The 25,248-nt window shown below is 69.1% G+C and carries 19 protein-coding genes and 1 tRNA gene; 11 read left to right on the top strand and 9 right to left on the bottom strand.

All coding sequences use genetic code 11. From position 1 onward, the window contains the following. Positions 1–409: 409 nt before the first annotated feature. Positions 410–670 carry a hypothetical protein gene (locus GXY35_06950; GenBank protein NLW94310.1) on the top strand — a complete coding sequence of 87 codons (261 nt, stop codon included), beginning with the start codon at positions 410–412 and terminating at the stop codon, positions 668–670. 96 nt (positions 671–766) lie between these two features. Here the strand turns inward: GXY35_06950 and GXY35_06945 are convergent. Further along, positions 767–843: transfer RNA gene (locus GXY35_06945), tRNA-Met, on the bottom strand. A gap of 308 nt (positions 844–1,151) precedes the next feature. Here GXY35_06945 and GXY35_06940 point away from each other — a divergent pair. Next, positions 1,152–2,249, top strand: coding sequence for a hypothetical protein (locus GXY35_06940; protein NLW94309.1), 1,098 nt, complete (start codon positions 1,152–1,154; stop codon positions 2,247–2,249). A gap of 83 nt (positions 2,250–2,332) precedes the next feature. On the opposite strand, the gene GXY35_06935 is transcribed toward GXY35_06940, so the two are convergent. Together GXY35_06935 and GXY35_06930 are read right to left on the bottom strand one after the other, a co-directional pair. Then, positions 2,333–4,405 carry a PEGA domain-containing protein gene (locus GXY35_06935; protein NLW94308.1) on the bottom strand — a complete coding sequence of 691 codons (2,073 nt, stop codon included), beginning with the start codon at positions 4,403–4,405 and terminating at the stop codon, positions 2,333–2,335. A 118-nt stretch (positions 4,406–4,523) separates the two neighbouring features. Beyond that, positions 4,524–7,457 carry a PEGA domain-containing protein gene (locus tag GXY35_06930; GenBank protein NLW94307.1) on the bottom strand — a complete coding sequence of 978 codons (2,934 nt, stop codon included), beginning with the start codon at positions 7,455–7,457 and terminating at the stop codon, positions 4,524–4,526. A gap of 281 nt (positions 7,458–7,738) precedes the next feature. On the opposite strand from GXY35_06930, the gene alr reads away from it, so the two are divergent. The 9 genes from alr (at position 7,739) to GXY35_06885 (ending at position 18,312) form a co-directional block, all read left to right on the top strand. Next, positions 7,739–8,866: an alanine racemase gene (gene alr, locus GXY35_06925; GenBank protein ID NLW94306.1), complete on the top strand. Its 1,128-nt coding sequence runs from the start codon at positions 7,739–7,741 to the stop codon at positions 8,864–8,866. 230 nt (positions 8,867–9,096) lie between these two features. Beyond that, positions 9,097–9,735 (top strand): nucleotide exchange factor GrpE, encoded by a 639-nt coding sequence (grpE, locus tag GXY35_06920; protein NLW94305.1) that lies wholly within the window; start codon positions 9,097–9,099, stop codon positions 9,733–9,735. A gap of 95 nt (positions 9,736–9,830) precedes the next feature. Continuing rightward, entirely contained in the window at positions 9,831–10,982 is a 1,152-nt protein-coding gene (gene dnaJ / locus GXY35_06915; GenBank protein NLW94304.1) for a molecular chaperone DnaJ, read from the top strand. A gap of 128 nt (positions 10,983–11,110) precedes the next feature. Continuing rightward, on the top strand, positions 11,111–11,803 hold the full coding sequence (locus tag GXY35_06910; protein NLW94303.1) for an RsmE family RNA methyltransferase: 693 nt from the start codon (positions 11,111–11,113) through the stop codon (positions 11,801–11,803). Between the two features lie 80 nt (positions 11,804–11,883). Continuing rightward, entirely contained in the window at positions 11,884–12,543 is a 660-nt protein-coding gene (locus GXY35_06905; protein NLW94302.1) for a CvpA family protein, read from the top strand. Further along, complete coding sequence (locus GXY35_06900) at positions 12,540–13,517, top strand: NGG1p interacting factor NIF3 (GenBank protein NLW94301.1); 978 nt, start codon at positions 12,540–12,542, stop codon at positions 13,515–13,517. The genes GXY35_06905 and GXY35_06900 overlap by 4 nt, the downstream gene beginning before the upstream one ends. Continuing rightward, on the top strand, positions 13,514–15,271 hold the full coding sequence (locus tag GXY35_06895) for a DNA primase (GenBank protein ID NLW94300.1): 1,758 nt from the start codon (positions 13,514–13,516) through the stop codon (positions 15,269–15,271). Before GXY35_06900 ends, GXY35_06895 begins: the two co-directional genes overlap by 4 nt. 31 nt (positions 15,272–15,302) lie before the next feature. Beyond that, on the top strand, positions 15,303–16,940 hold the full coding sequence (rpoD, locus tag GXY35_06890; GenBank protein NLW94299.1) for an RNA polymerase sigma factor RpoD: 1,638 nt from the start codon (positions 15,303–15,305) through the stop codon (positions 16,938–16,940). Positions 16,941–16,953: 13 nt separating this feature from the next. Further along, positions 16,954–18,312 carry a hypothetical protein gene (locus GXY35_06885; GenBank protein NLW94298.1) on the top strand — a complete coding sequence of 453 codons (1,359 nt, stop codon included), beginning with the start codon at positions 16,954–16,956 and terminating at the stop codon, positions 18,310–18,312. A 19-nt stretch (positions 18,313–18,331) separates the two neighbouring features. Here GXY35_06885 and GXY35_06880 read toward each other — a convergent pair whose 3' ends face one another. The 6 genes from GXY35_06880 to GXY35_06855 all read right to left on the bottom strand — a co-directional run bounded on the left by GXY35_06880 (position 18,332) and on the right by GXY35_06855 (position 24,863). Beyond that, positions 18,332–18,568 (bottom strand): hypothetical protein, encoded by a 237-nt coding sequence (locus GXY35_06880; protein ID NLW94297.1) that lies wholly within the window; start codon positions 18,566–18,568, stop codon positions 18,332–18,334. Positions 18,569–18,660: 92 nt separating this feature from the next. Continuing rightward, a complete protein-coding gene (locus GXY35_06875; protein ID NLW94296.1) occupies positions 18,661–18,891 on the bottom strand; it encodes a hypothetical protein in 231 nt (76 codons plus the stop codon). Between the two features lie 211 nt (positions 18,892–19,102). Next, on the bottom strand, positions 19,103–20,806 hold the full coding sequence (locus tag GXY35_06870; protein NLW94295.1) for a hypothetical protein: 1,704 nt from the start codon (positions 20,804–20,806) through the stop codon (positions 19,103–19,105). Between the two features lie 103 nt (positions 20,807–20,909). Continuing rightward, positions 20,910–22,298 carry an HD domain-containing protein gene (locus tag GXY35_06865; GenBank protein NLW94294.1) on the bottom strand — a complete coding sequence of 463 codons (1,389 nt, stop codon included), beginning with the start codon at positions 22,296–22,298 and terminating at the stop codon, positions 20,910–20,912. Between the two features lie 7 nt (positions 22,299–22,305). Beyond that, positions 22,306–24,507 carry a HEAT repeat domain-containing protein gene (locus GXY35_06860; GenBank protein NLW94293.1) on the bottom strand — a complete coding sequence of 734 codons (2,202 nt, stop codon included), beginning with the start codon at positions 24,505–24,507 and terminating at the stop codon, positions 22,306–22,308. Positions 24,508–24,560: 53 nt separating this feature from the next. After that, positions 24,561–24,863, bottom strand: coding sequence for a septum formation initiator family protein (locus GXY35_06855; GenBank protein NLW94292.1), 303 nt, complete (start codon positions 24,861–24,863; stop codon positions 24,561–24,563). Positions 24,864–25,248: the final 385 nt, after the last annotated feature.

Below are 25,248 nucleotides of genomic sequence, written 5' to 3'. Positions count from 1 at the left end.
TGATCCGTCGTGCCTATGGCTATCGGGACGAGGAGTACATGAAACTCAAGATCATACAAACCTGTACCCCATGGATGGGACGCTTCCAACCATGGGCCTGGGCTCACAAAATTCCGTCATGAGCCCTTCTCTGCAATCAACTCGGAATGCAGTTTCCACGAGTAGGCTGAATAGGGGTATTTGTCTGGGGGCATAGTCCTAGCAATCAAATGGGATGTATTGGAAGCTCATCCGTTTTTATCTAGGAAAGAACAATAAGTCTACAGTATATGCAGTTCTTTGTATTATATCTGAATTGCCTATTCGTTTCCACTCGCCGTGAAGATTGTTTGGCGTCAAGTATTTTATGCAAAAGGAGGAAGGTATCCTTCTGCATCTTGTACTACGGGAGTAAAGGAGAGACTTTAAAGTGGTGTTTGCCTGCGGGACGGCGGACGAAAAGCGGCAGTTTACCCGCTTATTCGTTAAAAAAATCGAGGTTGACCCGGCTTCCGGACAAATTCAGCTGCGCCTGTTCGGCAGCCCGACGGTGCTGAAAAGGAAAGGGACGCCTGCCGGCGTTCTGACAGGCGTCTCAATCAAATTATGCGCCAGCTTCCTGCAAACCTTTTCGACCAGCGGGATTTTCCTGAATTGTGGTCGGACACTCTCCGTTGGGGATCGTCGGTGACGCCGATTTAGAATCGGTTGCCGACATCCGCCCACGAGATATACACGATATAGGACATAGAAAAAGGGCCCCGGAGGTATCTCCGGGGCCCTACGTTGGTAGCGGGGGCTGGATTCGAACCAGCGACCTTCAGGTTATGAGCCTGACGAGCTTCCTGGCTGCTCCACCCCGCATCACAGTCGTTCAGCGTGCTCCAGTATACCATCCCGGGAACCGTTGTCAAACGCTTTTTTCGACGCTTTCGGAGCATCGGAGCGTACATCGGGCACATCCACATCGCCCCCCGCTTCCATTCGGGAAACGGTTGTATTATCATTGCCCGGGTTGCGCATCGGGTCGGAGCAGTTGCTCGCCGATCGTTTCCTGTGAATAAAGGCACCGGCAACCTCACCCGAGAAGCCGGGAGCGGGACACTGTCGGCGGCTATCCGTATCCTGCTCCGTTCCCGGCGCGAGGCGGAGGGGGCAGAACAGGGAGCTGAATGCGACCGAAGAGGATCACGCTCGCGGCAAGGTACCTGATCGCGAAGGCGGGGGTCGTCGCCCTCCTCTCCCTCGCGGTGAGCAGGATCCCCGCCTTCGACGAGCCGATCACGATCGCCTTCACCGCGATCCTCTGCATCCCCTCCGCCTTCTACCGGGGCCTCAAGACCGGCATCAAGAACATCTACGCCACGGTGATCGGCGCCCTCGTGGGCACGATCCTCATCGTGACGCTAGACAACGACTTCCTCGCGATCCCGCCCGGGATCATGATCGTCTGCCTCGCCTGCTACGTCTTGAACTGGCTCGACCATTTCCCGCTGGCCGCCTTCACGCTGCTCGTCGTCTCCTACTACCCCGAGGAGAGCATCTGGGCGAGCAGCCTCGACCGCACCGTCCAGGTCGGGGCGGGGATCGGGATCGCGATGCTGGTCAACTGGGCGGCATCCAGGTTCCGCTACCGCGAGCTCTACCTCGGCAGGTGCAGGGAGCTCCTCGGGATCGCGGCGGACTGTTTCGAACGGCTGCAGCGGAGCTTCATCGCGGGGGACGCGGACGGGATGGAACGGCTCGAGGCGCGCTTCCACGGCCTCTTCCGTCTCATCAGCAGCGCCATCGACGAGATGGCGGACCTGAAGAAGGAGCTGCGGCTCCGGAAGGAGAGCGGCGGACTCAGCTACGCCGCCGTGGTCTCGCTCTCGCGCATCGCGGACAGGCTCGCCTCGGTCGCGCACTACTCGTGGGACGTCCTCTGGTTCAGCCCGCGGATATTCCGCGACGGGCTTCTGACGGCGGGACAGAAACAGGCGCTCGACGCGGAGATCGACGCCGCGGCGGCCTGTTTCCGGGGGATCCTGGACTCGTGCAGCGCGCTCGGTACGCCCGCGCGCGGCGGCTCGGGCAGGTGCCTGACAGGGCCCGCCGCGGACGGGCCGGTCGCCGCGGCGGGCCTCGATAGTCCGGGGGAGGAGGACCTCTGCGTCTCTTCGCTCCGGATGAGCGTCGGCCATCTCCGGCGCGAGACGGCGGAACTCGCCGAGATCGTGCGGACGCTGCGGGAAGAGGCGTCGGCGCGGGGGGCGGGGAACTCCGCATAGCGTCGCGCGCCCGTCAGGCGGAGGCACCCCGCGATGAAGGCGCGCGGGGCCCGGGGGTCCCCGCGGGACAGACGCCACTACAGCTAATACAGGACCCGCGCGGGTTCCACGTCAAGCTGCGCGTACAGTCCGCGGGCGTTTTGGAGCGTGGGCGGGGTGCCCGACGGGAGTATCGCGGCGTACACCGCGTAGTAGCCCGGCACGCCGTACGGAATCTGCATCCTGAACACCGTCACCGGCCCCCACGGGTGGTGGATCTCCAGCGCGTCGGCGACGATGGGGAGGAGCCCCTCGACCAGCCGGTTGCCCGGGAGGATCGACCAGGCGCGCCCGTCGGATCTCACGATCACCATGTAGCCGTCGAAGTCGAGGATGGAGTCCGTGAAGCTCACCGCCACCTCGAACGTGTCCCCCGGGCGGAGCGCGGCGTTGTTCAGCCAGACGCGCAGGCCCTGCGCGAACGGCGTCGGCGTCGGCGTCGGGATCGGGGTCGGGGTCGGCACGGCCATCAGTTCGAAGACCAGCGAGGTGGCGCAGGTGGCCGCCGACAGCTCCACCGTCTGCGGCGGCGGTATCAGGTACCCGCTCTTGCGCACCGTGACGTCGTGCGTTCCATGCCCGACCTCCTCGATGGTGGCGTCGGTGACAAGTCCTGTCGGCAGGTAGTCGAGGTAGATATCCGCACCCGTGGGCACCGAGGAGACGCTGATCGGGCAGGAGTCCGTCGCCGCCCATAGCCCGAAGAGCAGCGGGGTGGTCAGCCCCGTCTCCACAAAGGCCGCCTGCAGACCGGGCGGGACCGTGCCGTCCTTCCGTATCGTCACGTAGTGCGTGCCCGGGCCGATGTCGGCGAGCGTCGCGTCGGTCACCAGGCCGGTGTTGCGGTAGTCGAGGTAAATCGCCGCGCCCTTTTCCGGGTCCGACTCGACGAGGATATCGCCCGACTGCAAGGCATCCTTGAGCTCGAACGTCACCGGGGTCACCCCGCCCGCGACGACCTCCACCCCCTCGCGCGGGGCCTGCGGCGGATACGCCGGGTGGGAGACCCACACCGTATGCATGCCCGGGTGCACGGCGGCCAGGATGCTGTTCGTGAGCTGCCCCACGCTGAAGTAGTCCAGGTAGATCGCCGCCCCCTGAACCGGACTGCTGGAGACGTTGAGTGCGCCCGTCGTCGAGGGTTTCGGCGTCGGGGTCGGGGTCGGTTCCGTCTGATAGACGACGTTCAGCGTTTGCCAGAAGAGGTTGTACTCGGGGGTGGTGTCGGCGCAGTCGTAGTCGATGTCCATATCCACCCGGAAGAGCCCGTTCGGACGGCCCGCCGTGGTGCCCCAGCTGTTGAGCATCAGCCAGTAGCGGTCGTCGGGGTCTTCGTCGTCGTACCCCACGCAGAGCACCGCGTGCCCGCCTCCCTGCTTGGGGTTCCACGGGTGGTTGCAGGAGTAGTCGAAATTGAACAGGCTCCCCTCGTCGCTGCTGTTCCAGAAGTTGAAGAAGACATCCCAATCGGCGTCGTCGGCGAGAAAGAACGCGAAGAAGACCGGCCTGTTCTGATCGAGGACGTTCTTGATGTTCTCTATGGCGTCCTCCTGCCCGATCTTGTGCGTCGGGATCGTCTCGGCCGCGATCGAAACTATGCCGTAGGAGGGGGAATCCGCGACGGTGTCGCAGGGGGTGTCGCAGGAGGCGTCGCCGTCCTGCCAATACGCCTGCGCGTTGGACCAGGGGATCGCCTTCCGGGTCGCGTTGTAAAACGCGGCCACGTTCTCCACCGTCCCGCCGTCGCAGCAGTCCTTCCCTATCAGCGAGGAGGCACAGGAGTTCAGATACTGGATCGAGAAACGGTCCATGATGCCGCGCTGGAGCGTGTGGGAGATCTCCATGCAGCCGGTCCCCGCCCACTGCCAGCAGTTGCCGCACGACCCCTGGTCCCGCTCCGCGGGGACGTACGAGAGGTACTTGAGGAGGTCCTTGGATTCGTGGATCGACTTCAGGGCGGGATCGAGATAGACCCGGGAGGCGCGCTCGTAGGCCTCGATCCAACGGCGCTTCTCCTCCCGCGTGAACCGCATTCGGGGATGGAGCTCCTGCGCCGGGACGGGGCGCGCCCCGGCCGTCAGAACCGCGAAAAGCACGAGTGGGAGCGCCCTTCTCATCACCGGTTCTCCTTTGTGCGCGGCCGGCACGGAAACAAGACTATTAATAAAGTTTAGCACGGCCCCAGGCGGAGTTCAACGGCTTCAAAGCGGCGCAGCACGCAAGGCGGGAAGGCGGTCAGGGCGATACGTAGAACGGCTCGATGTCGAGCTGGCTGAACGGACCGCGGGCGTTCTGGAGCGTGGGCGGGGTGCCCGGCGGGAGTATCGCGCCGTACACCGCGTAGTAGCCCGGCACGCCGTAGGGAACCTGCATCCTGAGCACCGTCACCGGCCCCCACGGGTAGTGGATCTCCATCGCGTCGGCGACGATGGGGAGGAGCGCCTCGACCAGCCGGTTGCCCTGGAGGATCGACCAGGCGCGCCCGTCGGATCTCACGATCACCATGTAGCCGTCGAAGTCGATGACGGAGTCCGTGAAGCTCACCGCCACCTCGAACGTGTCCCCCGGGCGGAGTGCGGCGTTGTTCAGCCAGACCTTAAGTCCGCCGGGGAACGGCGTCGGCGTCGGCGGCGGCGGCGGGGGGGCGGTCGGCGTGGCGGTCGGTCCCGGCGTCGGGGTCGCCGTCGGCGGCTCCTCGACCAGCGCGAAGTGCACCGAGGTCGCACAGGTCGAGGCGGAGAGCTCCACCGTCTGCGGCGGCGGCAGCAGGTACCCGCTACGCCGCACGGTCACGTCGTGCTTCCCGTAGCCGATCCCCGCGAGCACGACATCCGTCAACTGGCCCGTCGGGATGTAGTCGAGGTATACCTCCGCCTGGTTTGGATCCGAGGTCACCGTGACGGGGCATAGGCCCGCAGGCGGCAGCTCGAAGGCGACCGACGTCGTCTCGCCCGCGAGGACCTCCGCCGTCTGCACGCCGGGCGGATCGAAACCGTCCTTGCGTATCGACACGAAATGCGTGCCCACCGGAACATTTGCGATCGTGTCGTTTGTCTCCAGACCCGTGTCGGCGTAGTCGAGGTAGATCCTCGCGCCGGTCTCCGGGGAGGAGGTCACATCGATCAGGCCCATCCCGAGCCCGAGGTCAAACCAGACCTCCGAGGTGGCTCCTTCGAGCACCGCCACCGCCTTCGGCGCCGGTATGGGCGTCGGATCCAGCGGCTCCACGAGGACGTTATGAACTCCCGACGCCACCGGGCCGATGACCGCGTTCGTGTCGAGCCCCGTGTCGAAGATGAAATCCAGGAAGATCGCCGAGCCGGGGACGGGGGTCGTGGAGACGCCGATCCATCCGTAGGAAAGGTCGGGCGTCGGCGTCGGCAGAACCGGCGTCGGCGTCCTCGTCGGGGTGATGGTGGGCGTCGGCGTGATCGTCGGCGGCGGCGTGATGGTGGGCGTCGGCGTGATGGTGGGCGTGGGGGTGATCGTCGGCGTCGGGGTGATGGTGGGCGTCGGGGTGACCGTCGGGGTCTCCGCCTCCACCAGCGTGAACACCAGCGTCGTCGCGCAGGTGGACGCCGACAGCTCCACCGTCTGCGGCGGCGGCTTCAGGTACCCCGGCAGCAGCACCGTCACCGCGTGCGTCCCGTACCCCACCTCCGCAAGCGTGTCGTTCGTCACCTGCCCCGTCCCGATGTAGTCCAGGTAGATCTCCGCCCCCGTCGGCACCGACTCCACTGTGATCGGGCACGACTCGGTCGCCGCCCACAGCTCGAACTCCACCGTCGTCGTCGACCCCGCCGTCACCGCCGCCGCGACCACCCCCGGCGGGACCATCCCGTCCTTCCGCACCGTCACGTAGTGCGTCCCCACCCCCACGTCCCCGATCGTATCGTCCGTCAGCAGCCCCGTGTTCTTGTAGTCCAGGTAGATCTCCGCGCTCGCCTCCGGCGACGCCCTTACCTCAAGCGCCCCCGTCGCCTCCGTCAGCACGAACACCACGTCCGTCGACGCGCTCCCCACCACCCACACATCCTGCGGCGCCTGCGCCGGGTACATCCCCTCCAAGGAGACCGACACCACGTGGCTCCCCGCCTGTACCTGCGCCAGCGTCGAGTTCGTCGTCTGTCCCGTCGCCGCGTAGTCGAGCAGGATGTCCGCCCCTGCCACCGGCGTCGTGTACACGTTCACCGACCCCACCCCGAGGTCCGGCGTCGGCGTCGGCGTCGGCGTGACCGTCGGCCCCCCGGGCGTGATCGTGGGCGTGGCCGTCGGCGTCTCCGTCGCGGTCGCCGTAGGCGTCAGCGTGGGACCCCCGGGCGTGATCGTCGCCGTCGGCGTCGGCGTCGGCGTCGATGTCGGCGTCTCCGTCGGCGTCGGGGTGATGGTGGGCTCCTCGACGAGCACGAACAGGAGCTCCGTGGAGGGGGTGCCCGCCGAAAGCTCGACTGTCTGCGACGGCGGCACGAGATACCCCGGCAGCGTCACCGTCACGTCGTGCGTCCCGTAGCCGATCTCCGAGGAGACCGTGCTGTTCGTGAACTCCGAGAGACTGATGTAGTCGAGATAGATCTCCGCCCCGGGCGGCACCGAATCCACGCCCAGGACGGCCGAGGTCGTCGAGGCGGCCTGCTCGAGGTACATCACGACCTCTGTCGAGGCGCTCGCCTCCACCACCACCGCCTGGTATCCCGGCTTCACGCACCCGGCCTTTCGCAGCAGCAGGTAGTGCGTCCCCGCCGCGACGTCGTCAAGCGTGGCGTCGGTGACCTGTTCCGTGGAACCGTAGTCAAGGTAGATGTCTCCGCCCGTCTCCGGGAGGGACGAGACGATGATGGAGCCCGTCCCCGTGGCGATGTCGAACTCAACGGTGGAGGTGGCCCCGGTGGCGACCGCCACTTCGCGGGGGCCGGGAACGGGAGTACCGTCGGGGGGAACCACGTAGATCTGGTGCGTGCCGGAGGAGACCGGACCGATGACCTCGTTCGTCTTGATGCCGGTGTCGAATACGAAGTCGAGCCAGATCGCGGAACTGGCCTCGGGGAGGGTCGTGACGTGCACCCAGCCGTACTGGCATTGCGCCGGGCGGGGGGAGGCGAAGGCCAGCGCGCACAGAAGGGCGCCCAGTAGTCGTGTCCCACTGGCGCGTTTCGCTGTCGAAACGGACATCGCCGAGTTCCTCTCGCCGGCCGTACACGAAACGATATACAGTATAAGTATAGCGCATGGGACCGGGAGAGGGAAACTATCTTTTCTTTTTTTCTTTTGGCTCTCCCGCCATTCTTCCCGACGGCGAACGACGGCACGGGTGGAGGAGGGGGCCGAAGGGGGCGCGGCGGGAAGGAGAGAGACGGCCGCGAGGGAAACGGCCTTCCCCGCGGCGGTTTGGGCTTCACCCAACCCCGCATCTGCGGTAAAATTGTTTTTTACGCCGCGAGGGCGGAGCCGGGATGGAAAAACTCTACAAGACGTGGGCCGAGATCGACCTGGGCGCGGTCCGGGACAACATCGCCCGGATACGCGCCAAGCTCGGGCGCGGCGTCCATCTCCTGGCGGTGGTCAAGGCCGACGCCTACGGGCACGGGATGACGCGGATATCCCGCGTCGCACTCCGGTCCGGGGCGAGCTGGCTCGGGGTGTCGAACATCTACGAGGCGCTGAAGCTGCGCAAGGCGCACCCCGAGGCCAGGATCCTCGTGCTCAGCGCCGGGATGGTCGGGCACGCAGAGGCGATCGTCCGGCACCGCGTTACCCCGGTCATCTGCTCCGCGGCGATGCTCGACGCGGTGTCGCGCGCGGCCCTCCGCGCCGGGCGCGCCGTGGACATCCACGCGGTGGTCGACACCGGGATGGGGCGCATCGGCGTCTGGCACGAGGGGGCGTTCGACTTCATACGCCGCGCGCGCCGCACCCGCGGGGTGCGGCTCCAGGGGATCTCGTCCCACTTCGCCTGCGCGTCCGACCGCGACCTCTCCTTCGCCACGCTCCAACTCGACCGGTTCCGGCGCGTGCTCCTGAAATGCCGGCGCGCGGGGATCCGCGTCCCCCTGGTGCATATCGCCAACAGCGGGGCGCTCCTCGGCCTCCCCGCCTCGTACTTCAACCTGGCCCGCATCGGGATCATGCTCTACGGCGTCTACCCGTCCCGGGAGGTGGTCAAGTCCGTCCCCCTGCGCGCCGCCCTCACCCTGAAGACCGAGATCTGTTACCTGAAGCAGGTGCCGCCCGGCCGGTCGATCAGTTACTGCCGGAGCTACGCCACCTACCGGGACACGGCGATCGCCACCATCCCGATCGGCTACGGCGACGGCTACTGCCGGCTCCTCTCGAACCGGGGCGAGGTCCTGGTCCGCGGCAGGCGCGCCCCCGTCGTCGGCAACGTCACGATGGACCAGACGATGATCGACGTCGGCCACATCCCCGGGGCGCGGGTCGGCGACGAGGTCGTGGTCATCGGGAGGCAGGGGGACGACGAGATCACCGTGAACGAGGTCGCCGATCTCACCGGCACCATCCCGTACGACGTGATGTGCGCCATGGGGAAGCAGGTCCAGCACCGGATCTACACGGGGGAATGAGACGGGGACGCCCGAGAGGCACGGGCGCGGCGGCTGCGGGGGAGACGTTCCGGGCAAACCCCGCGGACTATACCGCCGGGATCCGCCGTTCGGGGGCCCGCCTGTTTCCGGGCGGCACCGTTGACACACACGGACGGCATCCGTATACTTATCACCGCTGCAGCGCAGGGAGCATCCCCGAACACGGGCCCTTCCCTTTCGTTCGACGTTCCCGGACAGGAGCGTGGCGCATGACCAAGGACCAGGCCAAAGGCACCGAGAAGAAGCACGAGACGCACGACAAGAAACAGGTCAAGACGCACCTGGACATCGCGATGGAAAAGGCGCAGGCGATGACGCAGGGCGCACCGGCCGCCTCCCCGGAGAAGGAGCGCGCGGCGGCACACGAGCTCGCGGCGCTTCGGGAGAAGGCCGCCAAGGCCGACGAATACCACGATCGGATGCTTCGGATTGCCGCGGACCTGGAGAACTACAAGAAACGGGCCGAGCGCGACCGTCTCGACCTGCTCAAGTACGGGCAGGAGGAACTGATGGCGGAGCTGCTCGGCGTCATCGACAACCTGGAGCGGGCCCTCGCCGCCGCCCAAACGCCCGCCGACGCGAAGGGGCTCATCGACGGCGTCGCCCTCATCCGCAGGCAGTTCCTCTCCGCGCTGGGCAAGTTCGGGCTCCAACCGATCGAGGCGCTCGGCAAACCGTTCAACCCGGAGTTCCACGAGGCCGTTGCGCAGGTCGAGACCGACGGCCATCCCGAGGGAACGGTTGTGGATGAGACGCTCAGGGGCTACACGCTGAACGGACGGCTGCTCAGGCCCTCGGTGGTGGGCGTCGCGGCGCCCCCCAAGGGGACGGGCGAGGAGACGGTCTAGAGACCCGGCGGGGCCGGCGGGCTCGAAACCGCCCGCATCGACCGCCCCCTCCCGGCCGACACCGGCCGGGATTCGAAATCACGCTCCGGAGAACCATGGCGAAGCGAGACTACTACGAGGTGCTCGGCGTGGCGAGGAACGCCGCCGCCGAGGAGATCAAGAAGGCCTACCGGAAACTCGCGGTCAAACACCATCCCGACAAGAACCCCGGGGACAAGACCGCCGAGGAGCGGTTCAAGGAGGTCTCCGTCGCCTACGAGGTCCTCAGCGACCCCGAGAAGCGCGAGCGCTACGACCGGTTCGGCCACGCGGGGCTCCGCGGGGGGCCGGGCGGCTTCGGCGGATTCAACGGGATCGACCTCGAGGAGGCGCTCCGCACGTTCATGGGCGCCTTCGGCGGCGGCGGGAGCATCTTCGACAACTTCTTCGGTTTCGGCGGGCCCCGCCGCGGGCCCGCGCGCGGCGACGACCTCCGCCACGACCTCGAGATCACCCTCGAGGAGGCGGCCTCCGGCTGCACGCGCGACTTCTCATTCCCCCGCCTCGACTTCTGCGGCGACTGCCGCGGGAGCGGCGCGCGGGCGGGGACCTCGCGCGGGCCGTGCGTCGCCTGCGGCGGGCACGGCGTCATCGAGGAACGGGTAAGCGGCTTCTTCGGGATGCAGATCCGCCGGAGCCCCTGCCCCCGCTGCCGCGGCGAGGGGACCACGGCGTCGGATCCGTGCCCCCGCTGCCGCGGCGAGGGTCGCGTGCGGCGCCGGAAGAAGATGTCGGTGAAGGTGCCCCCGGGCATCGAGACCGGCTCGCGCCTGAAGATCGCGGGGGAGGGCGAGGCGGGGGCGCACGGCGCCCGGGCGGGCGACCTGTACATCGTCGTCCACGTGAAGGAGCACGAGATCTTCCAGCGCCACGGCGACGACATCCTCTGCGAGGTGCCGCTGGGGTTCGTGACCGCGGCGCTCGGCGGCACGGTGGACGTCCCCACGCTGGAGGGGAGGGTCCGTCTGGAGGTCCCGGAGGGGACGCAGACCGGGAAGACGTTCCGCCTCAAGGGGAAGGGGATGCCGAACGTGAACGGCGCGGGGCGCGGCGACCAGTACGTGCGCGTCATGCTGGAGACCCCCGTCGGCATGACCGACGAGCAGAAGGCGCTCCTCGCGAAGTTCGCCGAACTTGGCGGCGAGCGAGTCCACCCGATAAGCAGCTCGTTCATCGAGCGCGCGAAGAAGTTTTTCACCGGCGCCTGATCCACGCGCCCACACGGAGGCCGGCCGCCACGCACCCGCTGCCCGAGCGACGCGTCCACGCCCCCCTCGGCTGCCGCCGGGGAAACGAGCTCCTCCTCCCCGCCGAGGAGGCGCACTACCTCCGCCGCGTGCTGCGCCTCCGCGCGGGGGAGCAGGTCGCCGCCTTCGACGGGAACGGCTGGACCGCGCAGGCGGAGGTGCGGTCGCTAGGCGGCGACTCGTGCACGCTCGCCATCGTCCGGGAGCGCCGCCTCGCCAAGCCCGCCCGCGGCTTCTCCGTCGCCCTGGCGCTTTTGAAGGCCCCCGCGATGGATCTCGCCGTGCGGGCCTGCACGGAGCTCGGGGCGCTCTCGATCGCGACGTTCGCCGCGGCGCGGAGCGTGCCGCGCGTCGGAGGGGACGCGGACGCGAAGGCGCGGGCGAAGCGCTGGCAGAAGATCGCCCTCGAGGCGTGCCGCCAGTGCGGACGCGATTTCCTGCCCGAGACCGCGATGCGTCCGGGACCGGACCCGGCTGCGCTGCTGCGCGGATATGACGCCGCATTCGTCGCCTGCCTCCGCGAGGGCAGCCCCCCGCTCGGCGAACTCCTCGCCCGGCCCGCGGCCGCGGCGGCGTCCCGCCTCCTCATCGTCACCGGCCCGGAGGGCGATTTCACGCCGGCCGAACTCGACGCCCTCATCGCGGCCGGGGCCCTCCCCTGCCGCCTCACAGCGGAGGTCCTACGCGCCGAGACCGCCGCCGCCGCCGGGGCGGCCCTCCTTTCCCATCATCTGCTCATGGGGTCGCAGCGCGGGCAAACGAAAACAATGCGGGCGGAATAATTTGACATTCACCCATCTTCCTGTTATACTTATCGTTTAAGTATTTTGGGCGTTTTGGGCTCGCGGAGGATCGTGTTCCGATGAGGTTTCACCTGATCGACCTGCTCGTCGTGCTGGTCGTCGTCCGCGGCGTCATCCTCGGGCACCGGCGGGGCCTCTCCGGGGAGGTGCTCCGCTTCCTCGGCATCCTGTTCGCCCTCTCCCTCTCCTTTCGCTACTACCCCGCCGCGGCGGACCGGTTCGCCCCCTGGCTCCCCGACGACGAGAACATCCGCATTGCCTGCGGCTTCCTCGCCGTCTTCCTCGCGGTCTTCGCCTTCTTCTACATGCTCAACCAGGCCGTCCGCCACCTCGCGCGGATCCCCGTCATCTCGACCGTCGAGAAGCTGGGCGGCGCGGCCCTGGGCGGGGCCAAGGCGTTCCTGTTCGCCTGCGCGGCGCTGATCCTTCTGGCCCTCGTCAAGGTCGACCGGATCTCGAACGCCGTGAGCCGGAACTCGTTCTTCGGGCCGCTGGCGATATCGGCGGTCCCGGGGGCGTACCGCCTGGCGGTCCACGTCTACCCGCCCGCGCGGGAGCTCCCCGCCGACGATGTGATCGAACAACTCCCGTCCGTGAAGGTGAACGTCGCGCCGGAGGTCATCAGGAGCACCGGCCCGCTTTCCGGGGGGGAGGAGCCGCCGCCTCCGGGCGCCCGCACGGGGGCGTTCGGGGGGACGAGGGAAAGGAAGGTCCGATGAAACTGGGCACGATGTTCCAGCGCGCGGTCGCCGAGGGGATGCGGCGCGATCCCCGCGGCGCCGCGAGCGTCCGCGGGGAGCTGGACTGCCTCGCGCAGGCGTTCGGGGAGATGCCGGAGCGCCGGAAGCGCTCCTTCGACCGCGAGCGCCTCGAGAACCCGTACGCCGACACCCGCATCCTGCACGGCGACCCGGCCGTCGAGGTCCGCGGGATGATGGTCGGCGTGGACATCGACGTCGGCGAGATCGTCCTCGCCGACCGCCTGCGCGAGCGCGGGAGGCGGCTGGACCTCGTGCTGGCGCACCACCCGGCGGGGCGGGCGTATGCCGGCTTCTACAACGTGATGGGGATGCAGGCGGAGATCGTGCACGGCCTCGGCGTGCCGATCGCCGCCGCCGAGGGGCTGCTGGAGGAGCGGATGGGGGAGGTCGAGCGCCGGGTGATGGCCCAGAACCACACCCGGGCGGTCGACGCGGCGCGGCTTCTCGACATCCCGCTCGCCTGCATGCACACCCCCGCCGACAACTGCGTCGCCGGCTGGCTGCAGCGGCTCATGGACCGCAGGAAGCCGGAGCGCGCGCGCGACATCGTCGACCTGCTCGCGGAGATCCCCGAGTACCAGACCTCCATCGCCAACAACGCCCCGCCGAAGATCATCGCGGGCAAGGAGAACCGGAGGACGGGAACGATCTTCGTGGACATGACCGGCGGGACCGAGGGCCCCGTGAAGGTGCTCGCCAAACTCGCCCAGGCGGGGGTGGGGACGCTCGTCTGCATGCACATGAGCGACAAGCATCTCGAGGAGGCGAAGCGGGAGAACCTGATCGTGATCATCGCGGGGCACATGGCCAGCGACAACCTCGGCCTGAACCTGCTCCTGGACGCCGTCGTCGGAGAGGACGAGATCGAGATCATACCCTGCTCGGGGTTCACGAGGGTCGCGCGCGCCCGCCGCGGGGGTCGAAGAGGATGATCCCGCAGCGCGTCATCGAGGAGGTGCAGGCGGCGAACGACGTGGTGGAGGTCGTCTCCTCCTACATCCCCCTCAAGCGCGCCGGCAGGAGCTTCAAGGCCTGCTGCCCGTTTCACAGCGAGAAGACCCCGTCGTTCTTCGTGAACCCGGAGAAGCAGATCTGGCACTGCTTCGGCTGCAACGCCGGCGGCGGCTCGGTGAACTTCGTGATGCAGTACGAGCGCGTCCCGTTCCCCGAGGCGGTCAGGATCCTCGCCCGGAAGGCGGGGATCGAGGTCCCCGAGACGCGGCGGGGCGCGGCGCCGGAGCGGGGGAAGGAGGCGCTGTACCGTTTGAACGACTTCGCCGCCTCCTGGTTCGCGCAGCAGCTCTGGAAGACCGCGGCGGGAGGGAAAGTCCTCGCCTACCTGCGGAAGCGGGGGGTATCGGACGACCTGATCACGGAGTTCTCGCTCGGCTACGCACCCGATGCGTGGGAGTCGTTCCGCCGCGCCGCCCGCGCGCGGGGCCACGCCGAGGAGTCGCTCCTGGGGCTCGGGCTCGTGATGCGCCGCGAGGAGGGGGGGAGGGTCTACGACCGGTTCCGCAACCGCCTGATGATACCGATCCGGGACGCGGGCGGGCGGGTCATCGCCTTCAGCGGGCGGGTGGTGGGCGACGGGACCCCGAAGTACATGAACTCCCCCGAGTCCGCGCTCTTCAGCAAGTCGCGCAGTCTCTACGGGATCCACCTCGCCAAACGCAGCATCGTGGAGGAGGGGCGCGCGATCGTGGTTGAGGGATACTTCGACCTGCTGTCCCTCTTTGCCGCGGGCATACGGAACGTCGTCGCGTCGCAGGGCACCGCCTTCACCGCGGAGCACGCCCGCATCCTCAGGCGCTTCGCGCCCGAGGTGGTGATGAGCTTCGACGCCGACGCCGCGGGGCAGGGCGCCGCGCTCCGGAGCCTCGACGCGCTCCTCGTGGAGGGGCTCCGGGTGCGCGTGCTGGTGCTGCCGGGGAAACACGACCCGGACACGTTCGTGCGGGAGAAGGGGGGGGAGGCATTCCGCCCGCTCGTCGAGAAGGCGGCGGACTATTTCGACTTCCTGCTCGACGATCTCTGCCGGCGGCACGACGCGCGGCGCGAGGTCGGGAAGGCGCGGGTCGCCGCGGAGTTCCTGGACGCGCTCGCCCGCGTCGACGACGGGATCCTCCGCGAGGCGTACCGGAGGAAGCTCGCCGAGCGGCTCGACGTGCCGCAGGAGTTTGTCATCGAGGCGCTGCGCAAGAAGGGCCGTCCGCGGGCCGCGGCCCCCGCCGGACGGGACGCGGCGGCGGCGCGGCTCCCGGCGGGGGAGCGCGAGCTCGCGCGGCTGATGCTCGACGACCCGCGGGTTCTCGCGGCGGCCGCGGAGGCGCTGACCGCCGAGGAGTTCCGCGACCCGTCCCTTCGCCGCATCGCGGAGTGCGCCTTCGCGCTACACCGCGACGGGCGCGGCGCCGGCCGCGCGCAGATCCTCGCCGCGCTCGCGGACGATCCCGCCGCCGCCCTGCTCGGACGCCTCGCCGCGGAGGAGGAGGCGGCGGGGGACCGTCTCCAGGTCGCGCACGACTGCATCCGGTTCCTGAAGCGGCGCGCCCTGAAGGAGGAGATCGGGAGGATCACGCGCGAGATCGCGCGGCGGGAGAAGGCGGGCGGGGACGCCGGAGCAATCCCCGAGATGCAGAAGCTTCTGATGCGCAGGAAGACGGACCTCCTGCGCATCTCGTGACGGGGCGCCGCCCCGGGAAAGAGCGCACATCATGGTGAAGGCCGACAAGGACCAGAAGATCAAGGAGTTGCTCAAGATCGCCAATGCGCAGGGCGGGTGCCTCACCTACTCCCGCATCAACGAGGTCCTGCCCGACAGCGTGATCTCCGCGGAGGAGATCGACTCGATCATCATCCTCCTCCGGCAGATGGACGTCGACGTCGTCGACGACAAGGACCTGGTCCGCAGGAAGGCCGAGATCGCCTCGGCGGCGAAGGCCGAGAAGCGCGAGCGCTCCGCGAAGCTCGAGTTCATCGACGACCCGGTGCGGATGTACCTCAAGCAGATGGGGCAGGTCCCCCTCCTCACCCGCGAGCAGGAGGTCGAGATCTCGAAGCGGATCGAGAAGTCGGAGACCCAGATCCGGGAGATCATCTTCTCCCTCGGCTACACCCCCCGCCTCGCCCTCGACCTGGCCGAGCGGGTCTGCGCGGGGCGGGAGCGGTTCGACCGGGTGATCCAGGACAAGCGGGTCAAGAACCGCGACACCTACATCGCCGAGGAGAAGGAGATCCGGCCGAAGCTGGAGAAGGTCGACCGCGAGATGACGCGCCGCTATCTCCAGATCCGCAGGGCCAAGCCGGGAACCAAGACCCGTCTCCGCCTCGAGCGCGAGTACGCCAAGCTCCACGAGACGATGGTCGGGCTGGTGAGGAAGCTCCATTTCAAGCAGAACGCCGTCGAGGAGTTCATCGACAAGCTTGATCCGAAGGCGCGCAAGATCTCCGAGCTGGAGCGCGAGGCGGAGCGCCTGAAGAAGAGCCGCGCGAAGAACGCCGGCCGCCGCCTCGCGCAGGTCAGACGCGAGCTGCTCGGGCTGGAGGAGGAGGCCCGCGCCCCGCTCGACGAGGTGAAGCGGCGGGTGGAGAATCTCCGCGAGGCCGGCCGGCGCGGGCACGCCGCCAAGAGCGAGATGGTCGAGGCGAACCTGCGCCTCGTGATCTCCATCGCCAAGAAGTACACCAACCGTGGCCTCTCGTTCCTCGATCTGATCCAGGAGGGGAACATGGGTCTCATGAAGGCGGTGGACAAGTTCGAATATCGCCGCGGCTACAAGTTCTCCACCTACGCCACCTGGTGGATACGCCAGGCGATCACCCGCTCCATCGCCGACCAGGCCCGCACGATCCGCATCCCCGTGCACATGATCGAGACCATCAACAAACTCGTCCGGGCCTCGAAGAAGCTGGTGCAGGAGTACGGCAAGGAGCCGTCCCCCGACGAGATCGCCGAGGAGATGGAGCTCCCCGTGGAGAAGGTGCGCGGGATCATGAAGATCGCCCAGCACCCGATCTCGCTCCAGACGCCGATCGGCGACAGCAACGACAGCCACTTCGGCGACTTCATCGAGGACAAGGGGGCGGAGTCGCCCGCGTTGGCGACCGGCTACGCGCTGCTGAAGGAGCAGATCGAGAGCGTCCTGAAGACGCTGACCCCGCGCGAGCAGCGGGTCCTCACCCTCCGCTTCGGCATCGGCGACGGCTCGCCCCGCACCCTCGAGGAGGTCGGGCGGGTCTTCAACGTCACGCGCGAACGCGTCCGCCAGATCGAGGCGAAGGCGCTCCGCAAGATGCGCCACCCGACGCGCAGTCGGAAGCTCCGCGGCTTCCTCGAGGCGGAGGAATCCTGACCGGGAGGGGGGAATGACGGCCCACGCGCCCCACGCAGGCCTCGCCGAGCTGCGCAGGAAGATCGGCGTCGCGATCCGGAGCGCCCTCGGCGCGTACACCGCGTCGGAACCGCGCCCCGTCGAGGAGGCGCTCGCCCTCCTCGCCACCGACCGGACCATCCACCCCGAGTCGCTCCGGATCCTGACCGAGTTCTATCAGGGCGGCGCGGCGCACCGCGAGGCGTTCTTCTCGATCCTCGCCTCCCTCGACCACCTCAAGGTGGATTTCATCCTCAACCAGATCTACGCCGCGATGGACACCCCCGCGTGGCTGATCACCCTGCGCGCCGACCTCCACGCCCTCATCCGCGATCTCGGGGCGGCCGGCCGCCCCGCGTCGGTCCTCGAGCCGCTGCGCGAGCTCGCCCTGTTCTTCAGCGACCATTTCATGCGGATCTTCAACTTCCAGTACCTGACGACGCGCTGCTGCAACGCCCAGAACACCTCGGTGGCGCTCTTGAAGTTCATCTCCGAGAAGGAGGGCGTCCACCCGGCGGAGAACTGGTGGAGCTTCGAGGATCGCCTGAACAGCCCCGACCGGATCATCATCTCGCTCGAGCATTTCAAGATGCCGTACACGCCGCTCGTCTACGTGGAGGTGGCGCTGGCGCGCGGTCTCATCAAGAGCATCTCCAGGATCATCGGGGAGAAGCGGCGCCCGCCCGATCTCCGGCGCGCGGACACCGCGATCTTCTACTCGGTCAACACGACGATGCACGGCCTCGGCGGGATCGCCCTCGGGGCGAAGATGCTGATACGCGCCCGGGCGTACATCGAGGAGCAGTACCCCCGCATCCGGCGCTTCGCCACGCTGAGCCCGGTCCCCCGGTTCAGGGACTACCTCGACCGGATCCTCTCCGGCGGGGAACAGCCGTTCCTTCTCACCGCCCGGAAGATCGACGCCAACAAGCACCGGCGGTTCATCTCCCCCGCCGAGATGCGCCGGCTCGCGGCGGCGTGCGGCGAGGAGGAGGCGGGAGGGCGGACTTTGCCGCTCTCGGGGTTGTTGCGGAAGGCGCTCGCGACGCCGGAATGGTACAGCACCCGCGCCCTGGCGCGCGCCCTAACGCAGCCGATCACGGAGCTCGCGCGCTTCTACCTCACGCGGGAGAAACGCGCGGCGGACGGGTCGCCCGCCGCCTACGACCCGGTGGCGAACTTCCACCTGTCGAACGGGGCGTCGATCGGAAGCATCAACCACCTCGCCAACCCCTCCGGGCGCGGGGTCGAGGAATCGTACGGGGTGATGGTGAACTATCTGTACGAAGGCGGAGAGCGGCAGGAGGCCAACAAGCTCCTCTACGCCGCGGGCAAGGTCGCGATCGACGCCTAGGGACGCGCGCCGCCGGCGCTCAGTCGTCCGCGGGTCCCGCGCACGCGCACCCCGGCGCCGGGGGCTCCTGCGCCGGCTCGACCGTCGAGGTGAGGCGGGTGAGGCGGGCGGCGCCGATCCGCTCCTCGAACCTCCCGGCCGGCGTCGACATGTCGACGGTGCACGACCCGTCCTCGTTCAACGCCCGCACGACGCCCACCTTGGTCTTCTGCCCGGTTTGCCAGCTCACGAGGTCGCCCACCCTGATATCCGCCATTGTTCGTTCCTCCGTGCCGCGCCCCGACGCGAGGGAGCGGGCGCGCCCCGCATCCGATGGGGCGCGCCCGCTCCGCGACCGGCGCGCGATGCCTACTTGATGAGGGACTCCTCGGAAATCGGTATCGCCGAAATCGCCGGCGTCACCCCGGAGCCCATCCCGGAGCCCATCGACGTCTCGCCCGTGAACAACCTGCCGCTGACGGGCCCCGCGGTCTCCTGCTCGGTGCTCTTGATCGGGTGATAGTGGAAATACCCGACGCAGCCGCAGAAGAGCGCCACCGCGAGCAGGGCCGCACACCACAGCATCATCCTGCCGTTCATCTCCTCCTCCTCCTTTCGCGTCCCGGTAGCCGCCCCGTGCCGCGGGGCTGCGCGTACCCGCCGCGCACGGGGTAGTATAGCGCACCGGCGTGCGCTGTCCACCGCTTTTTTCGCCGCAGGCGCGCGGGAGGGGACGCTCACGCCCCGCCTCGCCCGCTCAAAGGACCGCATACAACAGGCGGAAAAGAACAGATGCCGATGCCGGCGCCGCTCACGACCGCTTCGGCACCGGGGCGCCGACGATCTCGAGCTTGCGCCGCGCCGCGGTTCCGGCCTTGCTCCGGGGCGAGCGCGACGCGAGATGCCGGAGCAGGGCGACGCCGAATTCGCGCTGCGCGAACAGCTTCTCGGCGAAATGGAAACCGACGTGGTACAGCTCCTCGGGGCCGAGGGCCTTCTCCGCCTTCAACCGCCTCAGCAGCGGGAACCCCTCCTGGCGGAGGAGCTCGGCGATGAGGCGGAGTCCCTCGTGCTCGTCGCGCTGCGAGGAGGCGAGGTCGGGCAGCCCCCGCCGAAGCTTCACGACCGCGCGCTCGAACTTCAGCTCGTCGTCGAGCGGCGCGTGGCGGGCGAGCGTGGCAAAGAGGGCGTCGGCCTCGGCGAACGCCTTGCGGCTCTTCAGCCGCCTGACCACGCCGAGCACCCGGGAGATCAGGAACGCCGGGTCCGCCACCGTGAGCGCCGCCGCGTACGCCGCGGCGCGCGCGTCCCCCGCCGCGCGCAGTTTCTCCATCCGGTCGAACAGGCGGCGTTTCTCCGCGGCGTCCGGCTTCGCCCCCTGCGCCTTGAGGATGCTCACCAGCCGCATCGCCGCCTCGTAGTCCTTGGCCGCGTCGAGCTCCTTCAGGATCTCGGCGGCGGCGGCCGGGATCCCCGCCAGCGCCTCCTGCGCCGCGCGCCGCTCGTCGAAGCTGCCCGCGTTCAAATGCCCGATCAGCCGCGCGATGTTCTCCTTCGAACCGAACGCGCTCATCTTGGAGAGGAGGAAGCTCCGCACCGCGGGGTGCGCCCCGCGGAGCTCCTCGTCGAGCTTCGCCGCCAGGGTCCCGGGGAACTCCACCCGGTGCAGCACGGCGAGGGCGTGGCGGACCACGTTCGCGTAGTCGGACTCCCGCAGGGCGGGGACGAGCGCCGCGACCACCTCGCGCGCGCGGGCCCGGGGGATATCGATCCTCGCCAAGGCGAGGAGCGCCTGCTCCCGGACCGGCGCCGGCTGGTCCGGGGCGGCGGCGCGGATCAGTTTCCCGAGCGAGGCGGGGTCCGCCGCGCAGCCGAGCAGCATCACCCCCGCGGCGGCGACCTCCGCGGACACCGTCCCCTTCGGCGAGGAGAAGAGGGCGTCGATCTTCTTCAGCAGGAGCTTCTTCCCCGCCGCGGGCAGCTTCTCCATCGCCTCGCGGAGGGCGAGGCCGACGCTCCGCCGGAGGTCGGGGGTCGCGCCGGGGATGCAGCCGACGAGGAACGCGCACGCCTCGACGGTCCCCAGGGCGCCGAAGATCCTGACGATGAGCTTCCTGAACTCCTCGTCCGCGCCGGCGAAGAGTCTGCGCCCCTCCTGGACCGCGGCGGGTCCGCACGATCCGATGAGGGCGAGTGCCCGCTCCTGCACCTTTCCCCCCTCCCTGAGGAGCGGGAACAGGTACGGAAGCGCCTCGCGGCCGGGGAGCCGCTCCAGCGCGGAGAGGAGGTAGTGCTTGAGGGTCAAATTCTGCGTCTTGAGGTGTTTGGCGAGGCAGAGGCGCACCTCGCGGCCGGCCGAGCCGAGTTCTCCGAGCACGCGGGCCGCGGAGCACTGGAGCTCGACATCGTCGCGATCGAGGAGCGCGCAGAGTTTCCTGGTGACCGCATCCATGGCAGCCCTCCGTTCCGCGGAAACGACCGCCCGCCGCCGCACCGCCTTCCGCAGTTTCGCCATGATAGCATCCCGCACCGCCTTCCGGCAATACCCCGCCGGGCGAAGGCGACCGCGTTCACGGCGCCATTATGCTCCCAACTGTTACCGCGGCAGTATATTACGACTATTCGGCCTCAAGGGGCGGAACGCGTTCGGCGCCGAGGGGGCGGCGGATCGACCAGCGGAACAAGCCCCCCGCGTCCTTCTCCCCCAGATCCCGCAGGCCCCCCGGGCCTTCCTGGCCGAGCATCCTCGCCGCGGGCCTGGCGGGGTCGCTTCCGCGGACCTCCTCGACGACGCCGATCTCGCCGCCGTCGAGCTCCACGATCGTCCCCGGGACGTAGCACCCCATCATGGCGAGGAACCCTTTTGCGATCGCGGGGTCGTAGGCGCTGCCCGCCTCCTCGGCGATCCGCTCGAGCGCTGCGGGGCGGGAGAGTGGGAGGCGTCCCGGACGGCGCGCGGTGAGATTATCGTACGCGTCGACGATCTGGACGAGGAGACTCACCGGGTGCGGGCGGACGCCGTCGGGCCGCGCCGGATAGCCCGCGAGGTCGTACCGCATATGGTGCTCGTAGGCCACCGCCACCGCCAGCGGCCGCGCCTCCAGCCCCTCCAGCAGCGCGCGCGCCCCCTCGAGAGGGTGGCGCCGCAGGAGCTCCGCCGTCGCCGGATCGGGTTCGCCCGAGGAGAAGAGCGTCTCCGCGGGGAACGCCATCTTTCCGATGTCGTGGAGCATCGCCGCACGGCATATGGCGGCGAGGCGCGCGCGGCGGACTCCCAGGAGCGCCGCGAGCGAGGTGGAGAGGACGCAGACGTGCGCCGCGTGGGTGAAGGCGTGCTCGTCGAACTCGCGGATCGCCGAGAGGTCGAGCATCGCCCGGGGGTCCTTTGCCGCGAGTTCCGAGATCTCGCTGACGAGACTGTCGGCGCCGGGGAGGTCGAGCTCCTTCCCGGTGAGCGCGGCCTTCGTGAACGCGCGCATGAGCCGCACCGTCTCCTCGTAGACGGCCTGCGGCGTGCGGGCGGGCCCGGGCTTCTCCTCCTCCTTCTTGATCTCCATCGCGGTGATCGCCTTGACGCCGCGGCGTTCGAGCTCCCGGTTGAACTCGTCGCGCCCCCGCGCCTGCACCGATGGCGACACCAGGATTTCCACGAAATCGACGAGCTCCTCGATCGTCAAGCCGCGCGCGATGATGATCCCGTGGATCTTCCTCGCCTCGAGGTAGTCGATGAACTTCCGCGCGCTCACGCTCAGCCGGTAGAGGGGGATGTTCTCGTAGACCAGCATCCCCTCCCGCGCGCTGACGGCGAACGACTCCCTGCGGGCGAGGATCTCTCCGATGGTCCCGAAGGCGCGCTCGATGTACTCGCGCACCGCGGGGTGCGCGCCCGAGTAGAGAAACGCCTGGCTGCCGGCGGTCACCAGCTGCTTGACGATGAGCTCGATGCGGTCGAGAATCGCCAGCAGCTCGTCGGTCCTGTGTTCATCCACGGGATGCGTCGGTTCCATGGCCGTCTCATCCCCCCCCGAATAGGCGCCCGAACAACGAGCGGCGCGGCGGGGCGTCCCCGCGGAGCGCCTCCTGCGCCGCCTCGCCGCCGATGCTCTCCAGGGCGAAGCGGGCCGAGGAGCGGAGCAGTTGCGCATCCTTCCCGCGGGGCCCGCCGTGCGTCCGGCGGAGAATGGCCGCGAGCGCGTCGACCGCGCGCGGCCCGCCGCACTTGGCGAGGGCGCGGCAGGCGAGGGCGCGCTCCTGCTCCCCCTGGACGCCTCGGGCATCGGCGGCGATCTCGATGAGCGCCTCCTCAGCCCCCTCGCCGCCGCAGTGTCCGAGCAGGGGGATGGCGGTCCGGCGCACCTCCGCGTCGCCGTCGTTCACGAGAACCCGGACGAACGGCGAGGCCTGCGCCCCCCCCGCCTTCGCGAGGGCCGACACCGCCTTGAGGCGGATCGAGGCGTCGGGGTGGCGGCAGAGCTCCGCCAGGATCGGCGTCGAGAGTTCCCCGGGGAGCTCCCGCATGATCTCCCCCGCGCGCGCGATGAGCGATGCATCGGCGTCGCGGAACAGGTGCTGCAGCAGCCCGGCGACCGTCGCCGGCTCCCGGCGCGCCGCCTCGGCGAGCGCCTGCATCGGCTCCGGATCCCCGCCAAGCACGGCGGCCCAGAGCGGGCCGGTCCTTTCCGCGGGCAGCCGGCGCGCGATCTCCGTCAGCAAAGCCGCCCGATCCTCGACGGAGTCGGCGGAGCGCAGGAGCGCCTCCGCGACCCCCTCGGCGCAGAGCCCCTGGATCTCCCCGGCCGCCGCCACGCACGCCTTTTCGCCGGCCTCGGCGAGAAGGAGAAGCGCGTCGAAGAGCGGGCGGGCCTTCCCGCCGAAGCCGCCCTTGGCGTGCTCCCGTACTCGCGCCGCCGCGCGCGCGGCGAGTTTCGGCGTGGCGCCGCCCTCCGCGAGCAGCGCGGAGAGCACCTGGTCCGCCCGCTCCTCCTCGCCGCCCGTTTCCAGCGAGGCGAGAAGCCCCGAGGTCGTCACCGCCACATGGGGGGCGAGGAGGGCGGCGAGACGGACGGCGTCCGGCTCCGCGCCCGCCTCGTCCGCGTCGGCGGGGGGCTCCGGGGGCCCGAGCGACTCCAAAAAAACGCGTTCCGCCTCGTCGGCGTCGGCGCCGCGCGCCCCGCACTCCTCCCGCACGCGCGCGGCCACCTCGCGGCGGGCCTCCTCGCTCGGGGCGAGCCGGCGCAGGAGCATCGAGGCGCGCCGCATCTCCTTCGGGTCGCGCTGGAAGATGCCGACGACAAGCCGCCCGACCTGCTCGGGGCGGCTGTCGAACACCTCGGCGTCGAGCACCGGCGCGACCTGCCCCGCGGTCCCGAACTCCGCGGCGAGGGTCTCGAGCCGCGTCGGCTCGTCGAGCACCCGCACCGCGTCCGAGATCCGCTTCCCGAGCCTCGTCTCGTCGATCCCCCCGCCTTTCCTCAGCTGGACGAGAAAGGCGTTGAGCATCTCGGCGATCGCCGCGCCCTTCGCCGCAATCGGCTCCGGGGCGGCGCCGGCATCCTTCTCCGCAAGCTCACGCAGGAGCTCGCCCATGAACGTGGGGTGCTCGATGACCTCGGAGAGCAGGGAGCGTTCCTCGTTCCGCAGGTCGAACCCCTCGCCCGCGAGGGAGAGCATGTTCCCGAGCTGCCCCCGGATGAAGTGCAGGTCGTCGAGCGTGAGCTTCCCCTCGTCGAGGTCGATATCGCCGGTCTGTCCGACCCGCTTCAGGTAGATGTTCTCGATGACGCGGACCTTCCCGGCGTTCGCCCGGCGCAGGAACGCGACCGGCCCTCCCCCGGCGAGGAGCGCCTTGCTCTCCTGCGACAGCATCTCCATCAACACGCAGAGCTCCTCGTCCCCGACCCCCTTCAGGAGCGTGATCCTGCGGATGATGAGGCGGCGGAGGGTCTCGACAAGATCCCGGGCGTACGGATTGTCGCCGCCGATGAGGGTCTCCCCGAAGAAGAGCTTGTTCCCCGCGGTGGTGAGCTCGATGAAATCGCGCGCCGCGAAGAGGGGGTCGGCGGAGAGGCGCCAGCTTTGGAGGTTCTCGAGGAACATCGCGTTGCCGCGTCCGTAGAGGACCCACGCCCGGCGGAGCGAGGCGGTGCGCTGGACGAATTCCACCGCCCCGCGATGGAGTTTCTCGTCGCCGTGTGTCCTGCCAGCGGATGCGTTCATGGGCGGGAAACGGCACATGCCTCGCGCGGGCGAACGACGGGTCCGGGCGAGGCCTACTTCGCCTTCTCCAGCTTGTAGACGATCTCGCCCTCGCGGGCCCAGCCGAAGTTGTCGCGCGCGTACTTCTCGAGGAACACCGGATCGTTCTCCTCCAGCATCCGACGCTCCTTCTCGAGCTTCTGGTGCAGCCCTTGCGCCGCGGAGATCTCGTCGCCGAGCTCCGTGACGCGCGCCCTGAAGACGGCCCTCTTGGCGAGGAGCGGCATCACGAAGAAGTAGAATCCGAGCCCGAGGACGAGGACGAGCCCCGCGATCCAGGCGGGCGCCCGCCAACCGCGCGAGTCGCTTTTCTTCACTGTCCGCCCCCGTCGGCCGCGCCCGCGACGCACGCGGCGGCCTCCGTCATCTGAACGCCCGCCCCCCCGGCGCGATGCACCGGCCGCGCCCCAGGCTCCCCGCGGCGCCCTGGGTCCGGGCGCTCATTATACCGCCGCCCACCCGGCCCGGCAAGCGCCAACCGCGCCGGGTGGCGTACGCTGCTGTATGCAGATTTGACGTAACGGTCCCTGTGGACGGAGGCATGAGGAGGGCGGGACGGGGGGAAAAGAAAAAGGGGCTCATGACGTTTCTTTGTGAAAGATTTTCACGGCTGCGACAGGAGTACCAGCATCAGGCATGACATATCTCCCTGGCCGGCTTGAGGTTGAGCCTTCAAGGGCTCCGCTCAAGCCGGCCAGGGAG

The sequence above is a fragment of the Chlamydiota bacterium genome (assembly GCA_012729785.1).
GTDB lineage: Bacteria > Auribacterota > Tritonobacteria > UBA1439 > UBA1439 > UBA1439.
This window is presented reverse-complemented; position numbering and strand designations above follow the sequence as displayed.